Annotated in this window: 24 protein-coding genes; 6 read left to right on the forward strand and 18 right to left on the reverse strand. The window is 66.8% G+C overall.

Annotated elements, in window-relative coordinates; all coding sequences use genetic code 11:
- Window positions 1-172: 172 nt before the first annotated feature.
- The 7 genes from ccsB to G6N57_RS01055 are packed head-to-tail and all read right to left on the reverse strand — an operon-like array spanning window position 173 to window position 6,525.
- Entirely contained in the window at window positions 173-1,141 is a 969-nt protein-coding gene (gene ccsB, locus G6N57_RS01025; protein WP_077742464.1) for a c-type cytochrome biogenesis protein CcsB, read from the reverse strand.
- Entirely contained in the window at window positions 1,138-2,778 is a 1,641-nt protein-coding gene (gene resB, locus G6N57_RS01030; protein WP_077742465.1) for a cytochrome c biogenesis protein ResB, read from the reverse strand. Before resB ends, ccsB begins: the two co-directional genes overlap by 4 nt.
- On the reverse strand, window positions 2,778-3,557 hold the full coding sequence (locus G6N57_RS01035) for a cytochrome c biogenesis CcdA family protein (protein ID WP_075921927.1): 780 nt from the start codon (window positions 3,555-3,557) through the stop codon (window positions 2,778-2,780). The genes resB and G6N57_RS01035 overlap by 1 nt, the downstream gene beginning before the upstream one ends.
- Window positions 3,554-4,159 (reverse strand): TlpA disulfide reductase family protein, encoded by a 606-nt coding sequence (locus G6N57_RS01040; protein WP_077742466.1) that lies wholly within the window; start codon window positions 4,157-4,159, stop codon window positions 3,554-3,556. The genes G6N57_RS01035 and G6N57_RS01040 overlap by 4 nt, the downstream gene beginning before the upstream one ends.
- Complete coding sequence (locus G6N57_RS01045) at window positions 4,160-4,747, reverse strand: histidine phosphatase family protein (protein WP_077742670.1); 588 nt, start codon at window positions 4,745-4,747, stop codon at window positions 4,160-4,162.
- Window positions 4,748-4,770: 23 nt separating this feature from the next.
- Window positions 4,771-6,081: a glutamate-1-semialdehyde 2,1-aminomutase gene (hemL, locus tag G6N57_RS01050; protein WP_077742669.1), complete on the reverse strand. Its 1,311-nt coding sequence runs from the start codon at window positions 6,079-6,081 to the stop codon at window positions 4,771-4,773.
- A 57-nt stretch (window positions 6,082-6,138) separates the two neighbouring features.
- Window positions 6,139-6,525, reverse strand: a complete 387-nt coding sequence (locus G6N57_RS01055) for a nitroreductase/quinone reductase family protein (protein WP_077742467.1) — start codon at window positions 6,523-6,525, stop codon at window positions 6,139-6,141.
- A 22-nt stretch (window positions 6,526-6,547) separates the two neighbouring features.
- On the opposite strand from G6N57_RS01055, the gene G6N57_RS01060 reads away from it, so the two are divergent.
- Entirely contained in the window at window positions 6,548-6,928 is a 381-nt protein-coding gene (locus G6N57_RS01060; protein ID WP_077742468.1) for a nitroreductase family deazaflavin-dependent oxidoreductase, read from the forward strand.
- Here the strand turns inward: G6N57_RS01060 and G6N57_RS01065 are convergent.
- Complete coding sequence (locus G6N57_RS01065; protein ID WP_162564000.1) at window positions 6,915-7,058, reverse strand: hypothetical protein; 144 nt, start codon at window positions 7,056-7,058, stop codon at window positions 6,915-6,917. The two genes, G6N57_RS01060 and G6N57_RS01065, sit on opposite strands and share 14 nt — an antisense overlap.
- Before the next feature lie 239 nt (window positions 7,059-7,297).
- On the opposite strand from G6N57_RS01065, the gene G6N57_RS01070 reads away from it, so the two are divergent.
- From G6N57_RS01070 to G6N57_RS32185, 4 genes are all read left to right on the forward strand, one after another.
- Entirely contained in the window at window positions 7,298-7,579 is a 282-nt protein-coding gene (locus tag G6N57_RS01070) for a WhiB family transcriptional regulator (protein WP_077742469.1), read from the forward strand.
- 285 nt (window positions 7,580-7,864) lie between these two features.
- Complete coding sequence (locus G6N57_RS01075) at window positions 7,865-8,830, forward strand: acyl-ACP desaturase (protein ID WP_055111570.1); 966 nt, start codon at window positions 7,865-7,867, stop codon at window positions 8,828-8,830.
- 136 nt (window positions 8,831-8,966) lie between these two features.
- The gene (gene mddA / locus G6N57_RS01080; RefSeq protein WP_077742470.1) at window positions 8,967-9,737 is read left to right on the forward strand and encodes a methanethiol S-methyltransferase; all 771 of its coding nucleotides are present in this window, start codon (window positions 8,967-8,969) and stop codon (window positions 9,735-9,737) included.
- 104 nt (window positions 9,738-9,841) lie between these two features.
- The gene (locus tag G6N57_RS32185) at window positions 9,842-9,976 is read left to right on the forward strand and encodes a hypothetical protein (RefSeq protein ID WP_097925923.1); all 135 of its coding nucleotides are present in this window, start codon (window positions 9,842-9,844) and stop codon (window positions 9,974-9,976) included.
- A gap of 197 nt (window positions 9,977-10,173) precedes the next feature.
- Here the strand turns inward: G6N57_RS32185 and G6N57_RS01085 are convergent, their stop codons facing one another.
- The 4 genes from G6N57_RS01085 to G6N57_RS01100 all read right to left on the reverse strand — a co-directional run bounded on the left by G6N57_RS01085 (window position 10,174) and on the right by G6N57_RS01100 (window position 12,417).
- Window positions 10,174-10,617, reverse strand: coding sequence for a pyridoxamine 5'-phosphate oxidase family protein (locus G6N57_RS01085; RefSeq protein WP_174814540.1), 444 nt, complete (start codon window positions 10,615-10,617; stop codon window positions 10,174-10,176).
- A gap of 93 nt (window positions 10,618-10,710) precedes the next feature.
- Window positions 10,711-10,905, reverse strand: coding sequence for a hypothetical protein (locus tag G6N57_RS01090; protein WP_077742472.1), 195 nt, complete (start codon window positions 10,903-10,905; stop codon window positions 10,711-10,713).
- Between the two features lie 62 nt (window positions 10,906-10,967).
- Window positions 10,968-11,576: a TetR/AcrR family transcriptional regulator gene (locus tag G6N57_RS01095; RefSeq protein ID WP_077742473.1), complete on the reverse strand. Its 609-nt coding sequence runs from the start codon at window positions 11,574-11,576 to the stop codon at window positions 10,968-10,970.
- Window positions 11,563-12,417, reverse strand: coding sequence for an oxygenase MpaB family protein (locus tag G6N57_RS01100; protein WP_077742474.1), 855 nt, complete (start codon window positions 12,415-12,417; stop codon window positions 11,563-11,565). Before G6N57_RS01100 ends, G6N57_RS01095 begins: the two co-directional genes overlap by 14 nt.
- Window positions 12,418-12,551: 134 nt before the next feature.
- On the opposite strand from G6N57_RS01100, the gene G6N57_RS01105 reads away from it, so the two are divergent.
- The gene (locus G6N57_RS01105) at window positions 12,552-13,400 is read left to right on the forward strand and encodes an alpha/beta hydrolase (RefSeq protein ID WP_077742475.1); all 849 of its coding nucleotides are present in this window, start codon (window positions 12,552-12,554) and stop codon (window positions 13,398-13,400) included.
- A gap of 16 nt (window positions 13,401-13,416) precedes the next feature.
- Here the strand turns inward: G6N57_RS01105 and G6N57_RS01110 are convergent, their stop codons facing one another.
- From G6N57_RS01110 to hemB, 6 genes are read right to left on the reverse strand one after another with little or no spacing between them, the layout of a single operon-like run.
- Window positions 13,417-14,181, reverse strand: a complete 765-nt coding sequence (locus tag G6N57_RS01110) for an APH(3'') family aminoglycoside O-phosphotransferase (RefSeq protein WP_077742476.1) — start codon at window positions 14,179-14,181, stop codon at window positions 13,417-13,419.
- Between the two features lie 4 nt (window positions 14,182-14,185).
- A complete protein-coding gene (locus G6N57_RS01115; protein WP_077742477.1) occupies window positions 14,186-14,413 on the reverse strand; it encodes a hypothetical protein in 228 nt (75 codons plus the stop codon).
- Window positions 14,410-14,895 carry a transport-regulating membrane protein Mce1N gene (locus tag G6N57_RS01120; RefSeq protein ID WP_077742478.1) on the reverse strand — a complete coding sequence of 162 codons (486 nt, stop codon included), beginning with the start codon at window positions 14,893-14,895 and terminating at the stop codon, window positions 14,410-14,412. The genes G6N57_RS01115 and G6N57_RS01120 overlap by 4 nt, the downstream gene beginning before the upstream one ends.
- Window positions 14,885-15,268, reverse strand: coding sequence for a hypothetical protein (locus tag G6N57_RS01125; protein WP_077742479.1), 384 nt, complete (start codon window positions 15,266-15,268; stop codon window positions 14,885-14,887). Before G6N57_RS01125 ends, G6N57_RS01120 begins: the two co-directional genes overlap by 11 nt.
- 19 nt (window positions 15,269-15,287) lie before the next feature.
- A complete protein-coding gene (locus G6N57_RS01130; RefSeq protein WP_077742480.1) occupies window positions 15,288-15,722 on the reverse strand; it encodes a hypothetical protein in 435 nt (144 codons plus the stop codon).
- The gene (gene hemB / locus G6N57_RS01135) at window positions 15,719-16,699 is read right to left on the reverse strand and encodes a porphobilinogen synthase (protein WP_077742481.1); all 981 of its coding nucleotides are present in this window, start codon (window positions 16,697-16,699) and stop codon (window positions 15,719-15,721) included. Before hemB ends, G6N57_RS01130 begins: the two co-directional genes overlap by 4 nt.
- Between the last annotated feature and the right edge of the window lie 38 nt (window positions 16,700-16,737).

Consider the following 16,737-nt stretch of genomic DNA (forward strand, 5'->3'; position numbering starts at 1 on the left):
CCGAGGCTTCCGGCGCCGATTCGCTGTTGTCCTGTGCGGCAGGCTCCGGCGTTTCGGACGGCGCAGCCACTGGCTCAGACTCAGACTCCTGCACCGGTTCTGACACTGGCTCGGACACGAAATCCCCTCTTCTCCACACAATCCGACCGGACGTTCACCAATCTGGCGGTGTCTAGCCAACCCCCGCGTACGAATGCAGGCCGACGGTCACCAGGTTGATGAAGAACAGGTTGAACACCATCGCGACGAAGCCAACGACGTTGATCCAGGCCGCCTTGCGGTCCCGCCAGCCTGCGGTCGAGCGGGCGTGCAGATACGCCGCGTACACCACCCACGCGATGAACGACACCGTCTCCTTGGGATCCCAGCCCCAGTAGCGGCCCCAGGCCTCCTCGGCCCAGATGGCGCCGAAGATCACGCCGAAGCCGAAGATCGGGAACGCGAAGATCGTGGTGCGGTAGGCGATGCGGTCGAGGGTCTGCGCATCGGGCAGCCGCTGGAGGATCCGTCCGAACGCGTTCTCGCGGTCGGCCAGCGGCGACATCTTCAGCAGGAACAGGATGCTGGCCACCCCGGCCACCAGGAACACCCCGGAACCGAGACTGACCACCGACACGTGGATGGGCAGCCAGTAGGACTGCAGGGCCGGCATCACGGGGGCGGCGTTGGAGTACAGCCAGCGCCCGGACACCGTCAACAAGATCAGCACCGGAACCAGCACGAACACCCACAGCGCGCGGTACTGCGGCTTGCGCAGCACGACCGCGGCCGCGATCAGCCCGCAGAAGCTGGTCAGGTTGATGAACTCGTACATGTTGCCCCACGGCACCCGCGAGGTGGCCAGGCCGCGCAACACGATGCAGATGAACAGCATGCCGATGCCGACGTAGGTGAGCGCCAGACCGGTCTTGCCGACCCGCTCGTCGAACGGGCGCCGGGGCACCTCGGCGACGACCCCGGGGGTGGCGCTGTCCGCGCCTACGGTTGCGCCCACGAGCTCCCGGGTCTCGACGCGACGACCGCGGCTGTAGGCAAGTTCGACGGCGAGCAGGATCAGTGCCCCGACCAGGACCACCACCGACGACGTGAACGCCCAGTCGGAGTACCTGGCCAGCCCGATGTCGATGTGCTCGGTATTCACTGCTCCGCCTTCTCTTCTACCGCCGGCGCGTCGTGGTAGCCCTCCAACAGCCGCGCGGTCAGCTTCTCGAACTCATCGCCCCAACCGGAGTTGTCGGTACGGGCCAGCCCGCCCAGCTCGACGTTCACCGTACCTGCATTCGCGGGTTGGATCCGAACCCAGACGCGGCGCCGGCGCACCACCAACGACACCAGCAACCCGCCCATCATCGACATCGCGAACACCAGCACCCAGACCTGCGCCGGGTCGTGCGACACCTGCAGGTTCACGAACGGCACGGCGCCGTCGAACCGGACCTTGGTGCCGTCGTCGAGCCGGGTGTCCTGGCCCGCGACCAGGTTGACGCGGGCGGCCTTGGTCAGCTGCTTGCGTTCGATCAACCGGGGATCGAGCGAGAACAGCGACTGCGGCCTGCCGGTGTCCAGGCCGGTGTCACCGCGGTAGATGTCGATGGCGACGGCCGGGTCGTTGAGCGCCGGGAAACTCGACGACAGCAGTGTGCCCTCAAGTTGCTTCGTCGGCGCGAACAGACCCTGGATCGCGACCTGGTGCTTGCGCCGCTCGTCGGCGTCGGGATACGTGCCGGCCGGCGGGTCGATGCGCACGACCCCGGAGGACAGCAGCGTCATCTGTTCCTCGGGGCGCCACTGGATGGTCTGGGTGCGCTGCTGGCCGTCGGGGAACGTCACCGTGAACGTCGGCGCGTAACCGTGACCCTGCAGGTAGACGCGATCGCCACCGATGCGCAGCGGGTGGTTGACCTCGAGGCGGTAGGAACGCCAGGTGTCGGCGGACAGATCCGCACCGGACTGGTAGTCGATGTTGGCAGCGAACGACAATGCCTGCCCGGTGGGCAGATAGTGCGCGTCGAAGTCATTGACCCGCAGGCAGATCGGGCTCAGCGAGGTGCCGTCGACGGTGTTGCCGGCCCGGAAGGAGTCGAACGCCGCCGGTGAGGCGGTGCAGAACCCGGGGCCGCCGTCTGCGATGACGATGACGTTGCCCTCGTAGCCGAACAGCTTGCCCGCGGCCACCGCGGCCAGCAGGCCCAGCAGCGAGAAGTGGAAGACGATGTTGCCGAACTCGCGCAGATAGCCCTTCTCGGCCGAGATCTCGGTGATCCCGTCCTCTTGCTTGCGGGTGACCTTGCGCCAGCCCTTCAACCGCCGCGTCACGGTCTCGGCGACCTCGTCGGCGTCGGCGCTCACCTGCTCGGCATGGTGCTTGGGCAGCCGGCCCAGATTGCGCGGCGCCGGCACGGGTACTGCCCGCAGGCTGCGGAAATGCTCGATCATCCGGGGGGTCAGGCAGCCCACCAGAGAGATGAACAGCAACACGTAGATCGCGGTGAACCAGAAGCTGGAGAACACGTCGAACGCCTGCACCCGGTCCAGCCACGGCCCCAGCGTGGGATGGGCGGCCAGGTATTCGTCGACCTTGGACTCGTTGAGGCTGCGTTGCGGCAACAACGCACCCGGGATCGCGCCGAGCGCCAGCAGGAACAGCAGCACCAGCGCGGTGCCCATCGAGGTCAGGGTGCGCCAGGTGTTCCGAACCAGCGCGAGCAGACGTGAAACTGCCCCAAAACGCGGATTTTTGGGCAGTTTTGTGTCTGCTCGCGAGTCAGAAGTAACCATCAGATCGGCAGCCTCACGTCACTGACGAAGGCGTCACGCACCCACGACACGAACTCATTCCACAACCCCGTCACGAGCGCGGTCCCCACCAGGATCAGCAGCACCCCGCCGAAGATCTGGATGGTCCGGGTGTGCCGGCGCAACCAGCCCAGACCCTGCACCGCCCGCGCCGACCCGAGGGCCAGCAGCACGAACGGGATGCCCAACCCGAGGCAGTACGCCAGCACCAGCACCACGCCGCGCGCCACGCTCGCGCCGTCGGTGGCCGAGGCCACCGCGATCACGCCGGTCAACGTCGGGCCCAGGCACGGCGTCCACCCCAGCGCGAACACCGCACCCAGCAGCGGGGCGCCGGCCATCGTGGACCACTGCCGCGGCGCGAACCGCGCCTGCCGCTGCAGCGCCGGGATGAAACCGACGAAGACCAGACCCATCACGATCGTGACGACGCCACCGATGCGTTGCAGCAGAACCTGATTGGCGATCAGCGTGGTGGTCATGCCCAGCACCGCCACCGCGCCGAGCAGGAACACCACGGTGAATCCCGCGACGAACAATGCGGCCGCGCCGGCCACCCGCAGGCGTGCGGTCTTGACGCCGACCGCACCTGACGCGGCGTCGGACTCGTCGACCCCGACCACCGCGGCCAGATAGGACAGATAGCCGGGCACCAGCGGCACCACGCACGGCGAAGCGAACGACACCAGCCCGGCCAGCACGCTGATGCCCAGTGCCAGCAGCACCGGCCCGGCCGCGGCGATCTCGGCGAATCCGGTCATGGCTGCTGCCCTTCGGCCGCCAACCGCTCGACCACCGGTTGCAGATCCTCGGCCAGCAGTTCACGCAGGAACACCGCGGCCACCCGGTGCTGACGGTCCAGCACCACGGTCGACGGGATCACCGTGGTCGGGTACTTGCCGCCGAACGCGATCATGGTGCGCATCGGCGGGTCGTAGATGGACGGGAAGGTGACCTTGCGGTCGGTGACGAAATCGACTGCGGCATCACGGTTGTTGTCCCGCACGTCGATACCGAGAAATGCCACGCCCTTGTCGCGGGTGGCGTCATAGACCTTTTGGAGCTGACCGATCTCGGCGCGGCACGGCCCACACCACTGGCCCCACACGTTGATCACCACGACCTTGCCGGCGAAATCGTCCAGCGAGATCGTCTTGTTCGGGTCGGTGAGCTCAGGACCGCTCAGTTTGCCTGGCGTGCTGCGCTTTTCGGGCGGGTCGTAGAAGATGTCGGTCTTGCCGCCGGGGGCGACGAACTCGAATGTGCCGCCCTGGGCGACCGCGTCGTCACCCGTCGAGCATGCGGTGAGCAGCACCAGCCCTGCCAGCACCGCCGCACTCACCCGGGCGAGAGACGACCTCATTCAGATTCCCCAGGGCTCCGTGTAGCCCCATCGGATCAGTTTGTCGTCGTCGAAGGTGAACGACGTGATCGAGGACAGATTGCACAACCGGCTGTGCGGCAACGGCAGGTGAGCGAGCTTGCGTCCCGTCATCGCGCGGCGCAGCGTCTCGACCGGGAGCTGGTGGCTGACGCAGACCGCCTCGTGCCCGGCCGCCTTCTCCCGGGCCCGGTGCATCGCCGCCATCATCCTGGGCGCGATCTCGTCGTAGGGCTCACCCCAGGACGGCTTCATCGGATTTCGCAGCCGTGGCCAGTTCCGCGGATCGCGCAGGGCACCGTCGCCCGGCGCCACCCGCTCTCCCTCGAACATGTTCCACGACTCGATGAGCCCTTCGTCGGTGAGGATCGGCAGCCCATGGCTTTCGGCGATCGGCGTGGCCGTTTCCTGCGCCCGCTCCAACGGAGAGGCCACCACGTAGACGATGTCGCGGCCGGCCAGCCAGTCCGCGGCGGCCCGCGCCTGGGCCTGGCCGCGCTCGGACAGGTGGTAGCCGGGCAGCCGGCCGTAGAGCACCTTCTCCGGGTTGAACACCTCGCCGTGCCGCATCACATGCACGGTCGTTCTGGTCGTCACTGCTTGGCCTCCGCGGCGGCACGGGCCGCACCGGGCAGCGCATCGGCGATGCGGGAGAACGCGTCGTCATCCAAAGCCGCTGAGACGAACCAGGTTTCGAAGGCGCTGCACGGCGGGTAGACCCCAGCCTCCAGCAGCGCATGGAAGAACGGTGGGAAGCGCCAGGTTTCGGTGGCCTTGGCCGCGGCGAAGTCGTCGACCTGCTCGTCGGTGAAGAACACGCTGAGCATGCTGCCCGCACGCTGCACCCGGTGGGCCACCCCGGCATCGGTCAGGGCACCGGTGAGCAGGCCGGCCAGCCGATCGGCGTTGGCGTCGACCCGGGCGTATGCCGCGTCGTCCGCATTGCGCAGCGTGGCCAGCCCGGCCGCCATCGCCACCGGGTTACCGGACAAGGTTCCGGCCTGGTAGACCGGGCCCAGCGGGGCCAGTCGCCCCATCACCTCGGCACTGCCGCCGAACGCCGCGGCAGGCAATCCGCCGCTCATCACCTTCCCGAAGGTGAACAGGTCGGCGTCGACGGGATCGAGCCCGTACCAGCCGGCCCGGCTCACCCGGAAGCCCGTCATCACCTCGTCGAGGATCAGCAGCGCACCGTGGGCCGCGGTGATCCGGCGCAGCTCCGCGTTGAAACCGGGCAGCGGCGGCACCGTGCCCATGTTGCCGGGGCTGGCTTCGGTGATGACACAAGCGATCTCGTCGCCGAACCGGCCGAAGATCTCTTCCAGGGCCTCGACGTTGTTGTACGGCAGCACGATGGTGTCGGCTGCCGCCGCCCCGGTGACACCGGGCGAGGACGGCAGGCCCAACGTGGCCACACCCGAGCCGGCATCGGCCAACAGCGCGTCGCTGTGGCCGTGGTAGCAGCCCGAGAACTTGATGATCTTGGCGCGCCCGGTGTAGCCACGGGCCAGCCGGATGGCGCTCATGGTGGCCTCGGTACCCGAGTTCACCAGGCGCAGCCGCTCGACCGGAGCGACCCGGTCGATGATCTCGGCAGCCAGCTCGGTCTCCGAAGGAGTCGGGGCGCCGAAGCTCAGGCCGTCCGCCGCCACCTTCTGCACGGCCTCCACCACCGCCGGGTGCGCGTGACCCAGCAGCATCGGCCCCCACGAGCAGACCAGGTCGACGTAGCGGTTCCCGTCGGCATCGGTCAGCCAGTAGCCGTTGGCCGAGGTGATGAACCTGGGGGTGCCGCCGACGGAGTTGAAGGCACGCACCGGCGAGTTCACTCCACCGGGGATAACTGCGCAGGCGTCGGCGAACAGCTGGGCCGATCGCTGAGTGTGCGGTTCGTCAACACGCATGGCCACCAGTGTCCCAGCAGGTGCAAATGCGTCAACTACAGGGTGTAGTGGGCGGGGTCACCCAGCCGGCGTCAGCGCGAACACCGGGTGGTCGGCGTCGTCGGGCAGGTCGCGAAAGTAACCCTCGACCACCTTGCCTGCCAGCGGACGGTAAGCGGCGATGATCGGTGCCCGCTGCTCCACCGGGACCTCGGCCGCGAGGTAACTGGCCTTGCCGAGCGTCACCGTCGGGTTGGCCCGGATGTTGCGCACCCATTCCGATTCGCCACGCGTGGAGACCAGGTACTTGACGCCGTCAACCACGGGAACCACAACCGGGATCTGCTGCGGCTGTTTGCTGACCCGGGTGGTCACGGTGAGGGTCTCGCTGTGGCCGATGCCGGTGGCCATCGCGATCTTGTTGAACACTGCGCGAACAAACCACGGGGGCTTGAGGTAGGCCATAACCCACGAGTTTGATGGGGATATGCAGCTACCGCAATCGCTGGCCCGGTTCAACCGTCATGTGACCAACCCCATCCAGCGCCTGTGGGCTGGCTGGGCGCCGACGTTCGGCATCTTGGAGCACGTCGGCCGGAAATCCGGGAAGACCTACCGGACTCCGTTGAGCGTGTTCAGCACCGACGACGGCGTTGCCATCATGCTGACCTACGGCCCCGACCGGGACTGGCTGAAGAACATCACCTCGGCGGGTCACGCCCGGATCCGCCGCCACGGCAAGACCATCGAGGTCCGTGACCCTCGGGTGGTGTCCAAGGCCGAGGCCGCCGAGCACGTCAAGGGCCGGGTGCAAAAGGTCTTCGCGCGGCTGCCCTTCGAACAGGCCGTGCTGCTCAAGAAGGTCTAGTTGTCACCAGCGGGACCGCGCAGGCCTGCGCATCGAGCCGACGGTTCTGACAGATCACCACGCGGCGCAGACCGAGCAATATCGCGACGGGCACCGACATCAGCGCGATGATCTGGAACATCTCGCTCATCGCGGTTTCCGCCGTGAGCGCCCGGGCGGAATCAGTGCGGCCATCGGTGTTTCGTCTCGCATATCTGCCGGTCTACCGGGGCAACGGGCACTCGGCGCCGATCTCAACGGTTTCTTGACGACGAACGCTCGAATCCTTACAGGACCCCTGAACGCGCACGTCAAGAGACCGTGCAGAATCTCGTTGCACCCGTATAGAAGTCGTGAACGACCCGGCCTGCGGCCACCTGAGCCGCTGGGATGGAATTCGTGGCACATGGCGACGCGGACCAACGGCATTGGCAACTGCACGCGAGATGCCGAGGGATGGATGCCTCGGTGTTCTTCTCCCCCGAGGGAGAACGCGGTCGCGCTCGATTGAATCGCGAACACCGGGCCAAAGCGCTGTGCCGGGAATGTCCGGTCCTCACGCAATGCCGGACACATGCCCTCGGGATCGCCGAACCGTTCGGAGTGTGGGGTGGCCTGTCCGAGGCGGACCGACATGACCTGTTGAACCAGAAACGGTCCCGAACCGGTTGATCCAGCCGACTCGCGCCCGAAGGCCGACGGCGATCGCCATGTCCGGCGAGCTGGCCGGTTGCGATAACAACTTCGACAGCTAAGGTGTTCGGAGTCCCGCCGCCAACTGGGGGAGCCAGTTCTGCACGGGTGAGACAGCGCGTCGATGTCGAGGCCACACCCGATGTGGGCGCATTTCAAGCGTCGCTGGGATCGACCGAGTTCGACGCTCGGCAACACCGCCTGGCCGATTGCGCCGCCAAGTTCGTACCCGCCGCGAAGGTCAGGCCACACCGGAGGGGACCTGTGCAGAGACATCTAACCGACGACGAGATCCTCAAGGAACTTGAGCCGGTAGCCGAAGAAGGCCTCAATCATCATTTGAAGGTCGCCAAGGAGTGGCATCCGCACGACTACGTTCCGTGGGACCTCGGCCGTAACTTTGCGGCTCTGGGCGGCGAAGACTGGGCACCGGAGCAGTCGGGTCTGTCCGAAGTCGCCAAGGTCGCGATGATCACCAATCTGCTCACCGAGGACAACCTGCCGTCCTACCACCGCGGGGCCGCCAATCACTTCTCTCTCGACCGGGCATGGGGGCACTGGGTCAACCAGTGGACCGCCGAGGAAAACCGCCACGGCATCGTCATCCGCGACTACCTCGTCGTCACCCGCGGAGTGGACCCCGTCGCGTTGGAGCGCATGCGCATGGAGCACATGCGCAACGGCTACGACCCCGACGAGGAAGAGCGCGAGATCCACGAGCCGGGCCCGCTGATGATCGCGGCGTACGCCACCCTGCAGGAACTCGCCACCCGCGTCAGCCACCGCAACACCGGCAAGATCTGCGACGACCCCCTCGCCGAGTCGATGCTGCAGCGCGTCGCGACCGACGAGAACCTGCACATGGTGTTCTACCGCAACGTGTTCTCCGCCGGTTTCGACCTCGCACCAGACCAGGCGATGGAGGCGGTTTGCGCCATCATCGAAGGTTTCCGGATGCCCGGCCGGGGAATGCCCAACTGGCGCCGCAACAGCGTGATCATGGCCAAGCACGGCATCTATGACCTGCGCCAGCACCTCGAAGAGGTCGTGATGCCCAACGTCAAGAAATGGCGGATCTTCGAGCGCAACGACGTGAGTGCGGTCGGCGAGAAGCGCCGCGAGCAACTCGCCACCTATCTGGAGGATCTGCAGAAGCAGGTGCTCAGGTTCGAGGAGCAACGCGACCGCATGCTCGCCCGTGAGGCCGCCAAGGCGGAGCGTTCCGCGTAGGACGACCAATCCCGAAGGCGCGGACGCCGCCGGTAAACCCCTGTTCACCTGGGGATACAAGGTCTACCGTAGATAAGCCACTACTGCGGTCGGCAGCAGGGCGCGGCATCTGTCCCATCGGTGGCAGGAGGTCACCATGAAGCGCCTACTCATCATCGGCTACGGCATCGCGAGCTATCTCCTGTTCGTGGTGGCGTTCCTCTATGCGATCGGATTCGTCGGCAATTTCGTGGTGCCGCGCACGGTCGATTCCGGCATCGCCGCACCCATCGCCGAGGCGGTGCTCGTCAACCTGCTGCTGCTGTCGGTCTTCGCCGTCCAGCACAGCGTGATGGCCAGGACCTGGTTCAAGGACCGGTGGACGCGGATCATCCCGCACGCCATTGAACGCAGCACGTACGTATTGCTGTCCAGCCTCGCGCTGTTGCTCCTGTACTGGCAGTGGCGCACCATGCCCGCGATCGTGTGGAACGTGGAATCCACTGCGGGACGGGTGATTCTGTGGGCTTTGTTCTGGGCGGGCTGGGCCACTGTGTTCGCCTCGACGTTCATGATCAACCACTTCGACCTGTTCGGTCTGCGACAGGTATGGCTGAACTGGCGCGGCCGGCCCTATGAGGAACTGCGCTTCCAGACGGTGATGTTCTACCGGGTGATCCGGCACCCGATCATGGCCGGGTTCATCGTGGCATTCTGGGCCACCCCGACGATGACGGCCGGGCATCTGCTGTTCGCGGGCGTCAGCACCGCCTACATCCTGGTGGCGATCCAGCTCGAAGAACGCGACCTGGTGGACGCCCTGGGTGATCAATACCGCGACTACCGGCACCGCGTCGGGATGCTGGCGCCGGGGCTGCATCTCGGGCACGACAGCGCCACCCCCAAGGTCCGGCACCGGCCCGCGTAGCAGTCGAAAAGAGCCAGTCGGCCGTCGGAAAACGGCCGGCTGGCTTTTATTTTTTTCTGATGTATGGTCGGGCTCAGTGATTGTTTGCGAGAAAAGGAGCAACGATGGCTGATAAATCCCAGGGGCGTTCTCCCAAAAAACCGGCGATGACCATCAAGGAGCGGCGGGCGGCAAAACGCACGAAGGCCGCCGAGGCCGGCGAGACCATCCCCAGGCGGAAGCGGCCGGACCGCGCCTAGCAGTCTGGGCTGCCGATTTACCGCCCACCCGTTTGATCACACCCCACCCGCCCGCACTTGATTCGGGGTGAATGCGCGCCATTATTCTGCACTACACAAACACCGAAAATGGTGCATTCTATTTCGCCATTCAGTCGAAATAATTGCGCATTACGCGGTGAGAAAAATTGTCCGCAATAATGTCGAACTGGCGGGATTCACGCCCGCCAGTTCAATACTTCACCGGAGCCCGCCGTCATCACGGTGCCCGGCATCACCCGTAGCCGGTACGGGGTCAACCGAAGGGCCGCGAACTGGTCCGAGGTCGGTCCGTCGCTCCATTGCGGGATGATGTACGGGTCATACCCCACCGGCGCCGGGCCATTGGCGAACCGGTCCCAGACCTGAGTGCAGGTCTCGTCGTCGGTGTACCACTCCACCAGGCAGTCAGCGGCGCAGGTGTCGTGGTTGGTGGTCCAGTAACTGACCGAGACGTGCGGATGCACCGCCAGATGTGCCCGCTTGACCGGGCTGGGCACCGTTGCGACCCAACCGAACAGATCAGTTCCGTCCCACTCCCAGATCGGGTGCAGGATGCGGCTGCGAGGTTGACCGTCGGCGTCGACGGTGGCGACCGAGGCCCACACGATCTCGTGGGCCATCGTCACGAAGGCAGGGGCAATCCGTTCCAGCGGGGTAGCAGTCACATCAGCCACAGTAGGCATGGTGCGACCCGCGGCGGCGCAGGTTCGCGGTTACCGCTCCTGATCGGCGCGGCCGTAGATGGGGTTGCCGTGGTCATCGACCCAGTCGTTGACAGCGGTGCCGGATACCGTGCCGTGGCTACCCGGCAGGGTGACGGTGGGCCGGGAGTCGTCATAGGACCTCATGACGCGCTCGGCTTCCTTGCGGTTCTCTTCGCTGACAGGTGGCGGTTTGTCGGTAGTCATACTGTCGACTGCCCGAAAGTGCCTGTCGCCAAACACTTCGACGCCGCCGATAGGCCAGCCGATCAGGCCGAGACCGTGCGAAGCGAGGCCGGCAGGCTGGGCAGGAAATGGCGGGTCGCGAACGCCCGGAGATCCTCGGGGGTGTCGAGGGGTTCGACGCTGGGCAGCAGCAGCACCATTCCGGCATAACGCAGGATGGTGTCGGCCAGGTCGTTGACGGCCTGCTCGCCGATCCGCTCGGCGAATCCGGCCGGGAAGATCACCTTGAGCGCCGCGGCCATGCGCTCGATCGCGGCGCCGTAGTGGGTGTGCAGCATCTCCATCACGAGTGCCGGTTCATCGGCGATCAGCTGGTTGAGCACGTGGTGACGGCGGAACCGCAGAATCGACAGCGTGAACGCTTCGACATAGTAGTTTGATCCGACACGGCAATTTGATTGCGGCCCATCATTTTTCAGTTCCTCGGCGATGTCGGCGAACAACGCGACGTTCTCCCGCTCGATCACCGCCGCGACCAGCTCGTCACGGTTGGCGAACCGGCGATAGATCGTGGTGCGGCTGACGCCGGCCCGGCGCGCGACGTCGTCGAGCGCGACGCGGCGCAGGCCGTGCCGCTCGAATTCGACGAGCGCCGCGTCCAGGATTGCCGTCACCGAATCAGGTGCGGGCATAGCCCTTTTGCGCAAATTTGTTGTAGCGCACGCTCATCGGTAGATGATCCCACACCCAGTTCACCGGACGGGACCGCCAGAACGCCGCGAACCGCTGGTAGTTGCGTTCCTGCCGCTCGCTCCACGGCAGGTCGAGCAGGTCGCGGGCGCGGGGCGGCAGGCCGCCTGCCGTCAGGAAGGCCGCGGCAGGGTTGAACACTGTGGCGACCACACGCCATACCGCCGGGTGCACCGCCTTGGGGCAGGGAAAGCCCTTGGTGACGTAGCCGACGCCGTAGCGAGCGGACTTGTGCGGGACCGCCACCTCGTTCATCATCCGGTCCCAATACTGCTCGAACTCGGCGTAGGTCGCCGGCATCGGCCGGTCACTGACCCCGTAGCGCCGGTACCAGGTCTTGGACTCCAGGTAGATCTGCTCCTTCTCCGCGTCGCTGAGCCGCTTCACGAAGGTGTCGGCGAAGTAGAGGACCTGCTCGACGAACGTCGCATGCGCCCAGAAGTACGTGTCGGGATCCAGTGCGTGGTAGCGGGAACCGTCCGGCATATCGCCCTTGACGTGGTGGTGGAAGTCGCGCACCTGGGTGCCGGCGTTCTCATCCTCGGTGCCGTACACGGTCCGGTAGATCGGCGGGATGGTCCGCTTGAGCCGCTCGGCGGTGTCGGAGAAGAACGTCGAATGGTCCAGCACGCCCTGGCCGAGCTCGGCCAGCATGTTCTGGAGCACCGCGGGCCGTGGCCCGATCAGGTACATCCGGTTGTCGCCGAAGTACTTCCAGACCAGCGATTGCGGGCCCAGTAGCAGGGCATCGGTCTGCTGCGGCTGCTCGGCCAGTTCGGTCATGTACACAGTGTTACAGATTTCGCACTTTGTACCAAGTGGTCTGTGACGGCGCTCACGGCCAGGACCGGGCGGCGTTATCGCGCTGTTGCCGCACCGTGTCCCGGGCTGAGACCCACCGTTGGAATGATGCGCAGGTGACCTCGCTGACCCGCCGCGACGCGCTGCGTCTAGGCGTCACCGGTGCGGGCGCCGCAGGATTGCTGACCTTGGGCAGCCTGCTCGGTCCGGCTACGCCCCGCGCTTCTCCGAGCCCCAACCAGACGGCCCCAGCGGGCAGCCCGTTACCGACCCGCGAATCGGGGTCGTTCACCTCCGCAGCCCGCGGCGGAGTCGAAACCAACTGGATCATCGCCCGCCCGCCGGGCCAGCACGGCCGATTGCGTCCGGTGATCGCCCTGCACGGCATGGACAACGATGCCGCAGGCGTGATGGACCTGGGCATTCCGGAGGCGCTGGCCCGGCTGACCGCGGCAGGCCGTCCGCCGTTCGCAGTGGTCAGTGTCGACGGCGGCAACTCGTTCTGGCGCCGTCGAGCCTCTGGCGGGGACTCCGGCGCGATGGTGCTCAACGAACTGATCCCGATGCTGGCCACCAAGGGCATCGACACCTCGCGAGTGGCCTTCATGGGCTGGTCGATGGGCGGCTACGGCGCCATGCTGTTGGGTGCCAGACTGGGCGCCGCGCGCACCGCGGCGGTCTGTGCGATCAGCCCGGCGCTGTACCTGACGTACTGGGGCGCGCCGGCCGACGCCTTCGACAGCCTCGAAGACTGGCAGCAGAACTCAGCGCTGAGATTGCCACCGGCGCTGGGGTCGATCCCGCTCCGCATCGACTGCGGCACCGGCGACGGGTTTTACGCGGCGACCCGAATGTTCGTCAACCAACTGCCCAGGACCCCGGCCGTCGGCTTCTACCCCGGCGGACACGATCAGGACTTCTGGCGCGCGCACTTGTCCGATGAGCTGGCCTGGCTCGATTCCTGAACCGCGCCCTGGGCTGTCACCCCCAGGTGAGCGGATCGAGCGCGAGATAGAAGCGCAGACGCTCCGGGTCCACTTCCGCCGGATAACCCGCCGCCAGGCCCGCCGCGGCATCCTCGGCGAATCCCGGAACGCTGTCGGCGGTATTGGCCAGCAGCAACGCCAGATCGGCGTGCCGGTCCGCGACGCCGAGCCGGCCCAGGTCGACGAAGCCCTCGACCGTGAGCCGATCGGGGTCGATGAGGATGTTGGGCAGGCACAGGTCACCGTGGCATACCACCTGATCGGCCACCTCCTGGCGGCGACGTAGGTCCGCCTCGCGTTCGACCCGCATCAGCAGCTCGGCCGGCGAGACGTCCCGGTCTTCGGCGCGCAGAAACTCGGGGTTGACCGCACCCACGGCGACGACGGATCTGGCCCACGACAGCATCTCGTCGAGGTCGCGCCGAAACGGACAGTCGTCGACCGCGATGCCGTGCAGGGCGCGGACCGACTCGACCACCGCGGGCCAGACCGACCGCAGCGTCGTCTCGCTGAGCCGATCAGCCCCGACGCCGCCGACGGCGCTGGTGATCAGGACCGCTCCCCCGTCCTCGGTGAGGTCCCAGTCGATCAGCGAGGGAACCGGAAGACCGCGGCCGTGCACCCAGGCCACCCGGTCGCGCTCCGCTGCCAGATCCGCGACCGCCGCCGGACCGACCACCTTGGCGTAACGGGCACCATCGGCACTGCGGAACACCCCGGCCCCGGATTCACCGTGCGAAACAGGATGCCAATCGGTCACGGCGTCAGCGGCGCAACCGGGCGAGGCCGAGCACGGTCAACACCCCGGCCAGACCGGCCAGCACCAATGCCAACACCAGCAGCGGCGCCGAATAACTGATCGCGGTAGTCGGTGGCTCGCCGTCGAGCACGGGCGCCACCTCGATCGTCGTCGACGCAGCGATCCAGCTCAGCACACAACCCACCGCCGCAAGGACGGCCACCACGAACTCCAGCACGGCCCGGCGTTTCACGGGGTGCGCTCCTCGACCAGCGGCGTGAGCGCTTCCCGCAGCTTCCGATGCTTGCGCGCCCAGGCCTGGGCGGTACGGCCGCCTGCCAGTTTCAGCCCAATGCCGGTGCGGCCCTTCGGCACCCCCGACAGCTCACCCAGCGCACGGGCGGATTGCCATTTGGGCGACTCCGAACCCGACGCCTCGGGGTAGATCAGCACGATCTCCTCGACCCGCAGCGTCTCGGCCCCCTGCCGCAGGGTCTCGGCAGTCAGCTCGACCGAGGTGTGAATCCGGGCGGCCTTGATCTGGATGGCCACGAATACCGACACCAGCAGCAGGAACACGACCGGGATCCACAGGTCACGACCGTATCCGCCGGTCATCTGCAGCACCGCCATACCGACCCCCGCGAACGGGCCCAACAACAGCCAGGCCCAGCTCGCCCCCTGCTCGTAGAACAGCACCTCGGAGGCAACCTCGTTCACCGGCTCACTCACCATCGTCACCCCTTCGCAGCGACACCGTGCTCACGCCGCTGCCCACGATCACCAGGAGCAGCGCGAGCAACGTCAGGATGTGCACCGGAGCCAGACTGAACGCCGCGATCAACGCGACCACCACCACTATCGCCATGGACAGCGCAATCGCGGCCCGCAGATACCGCGCGTCACCCGAACGGCTGCGGCCCGCCAGGTACGCCAGCCCCACCCCGGCGAGCGCGGTGAGCACACCGACACAGCGGAACAGCGTGCTCTGGGCGCTGGGCCAGGACGCCGAGGCGGCGATCATGCCGCCGACGATCAACAACACGGCGCCGGCCAGCCAGAAACCGAACGAGATGGTCGCGCGCCGCGACGCTGATGATGCAGGCATTGTCCGGAAGCGTAGCGAATCAGCGGAGGAAGAAACCGTCGGCGTCCTTGCGGTGCAGCAGGTACAGCCCGCCGGCGATCAGCACCGATCCGACGATCGCGGTGACGGCGTAACCCACCGCGGCCGCATCCTGGCGTTCGCCGGTCAGCAGGCTACTGATCGCGTGCAGCACCGTGACGATCCCACCGCTGGTCAGCAGGGTGCGGGCCCAGCGATACCCCTCACGCATCAACCACAGGAACGCGCCAACGATCGAGGACAGCACGACCAGGAACATGATCGAGAAGACGACGGTCATCGACCGCTGCACGCCCGTGCCGGATCCGGTGAGCGCGTCGATCAGGTATCCCACCGCCATCAGCACCAGCGCGGCCGTCCACAACCAGAAGCCGGTGTCGACATCCTCGGGCCGGCCGTTCGGGGTCTGCTGGGGTTCGGTCACCTGCTCGGTCACGCGAGCCAACCGGCCACATCGGCCGCCCAATACGTCAGCACGATGTCGGCGCCCGCCCGCCGGATGCCGGTCAGCGACTCCAGGGCCGCCGCCTGCAGGTCGATCCAGCCGTTGGCCGCGGCCGCACAGATCATCGAGTACTCGCCCGAGATCTGGTAGGCCGCAACGGGTACCGGCGAGATATCGGCGGCGGCGCGCACCACGTCCAGGTAGCTCATCGCGGGCTTGACCATCACCATGTCGGCGCCCTCGTCGATGTCGAGTTCGACCTCGTGCACGGCTTCGCGGATGTTGCCCGGATCCTGTTGGTAGGTACGGCGATCCCCGACCAGGCTGGACGACACCGCCTCGCGGAACGGGCCGTAGAACGCCGAGGCGAACTTGGCCGCATAGGCCAGGATGGCCACGTCGGTGTGCCCGGCCGCGTCCAGCCCGTCCCGGATGGCGGCCACCTGGCCGTCCATCATGCCGCTGGGACCGACCACGTGCGCGCCCGATTCAGCTTGTGCCACAGCGAGTTCCACGTAACGCAGGTTGGTCGCGTCATTGTCGACGCGTCCCGCGCCATCCAATACGCCGCAGTGCCCATGATCGGTGAACTCGTCGAGGCAGGTGTCGGCCATCAACACCGTGGCATCACCGAGGTCCTTGGCCAGATCGCGCAACGCGACGTTGAGGATGCCGTCCGGATCGACACCGACCGACCCGGTCGGATCCTTGTCCTCGTCGCGGGGTACCCCGAACAGCATCAGTCCGCCCACACCCGCGGCCACCGCGTCGGCGGCCGCCTGGCGCAACGAATCCCTGGTGTGTTGGACCACGCCGGGCATCGAGGAGATCGGTCGCGGTTCGTCGATACCGTCGGCCACGAACATCGGCAACACCAGATGGCGTGGCTCCAAAGAGGTTTGGGCCACCAGGCGACGCATCGCCGGCGTGGATCGCAGGCGACGAGGCCGGTGTCTTGGAAACGCCACAGCTATCCCTCCTCCGCTCTGTTCCTCGAAACGGCATT

This window comes from Mycolicibacterium boenickei (assembly GCF_010731295.1).
In the GTDB taxonomy this organism is placed as follows: Bacteria; Actinomycetota; Actinomycetes; order Mycobacteriales; family Mycobacteriaceae; genus Mycobacterium; species Mycobacterium boenickei.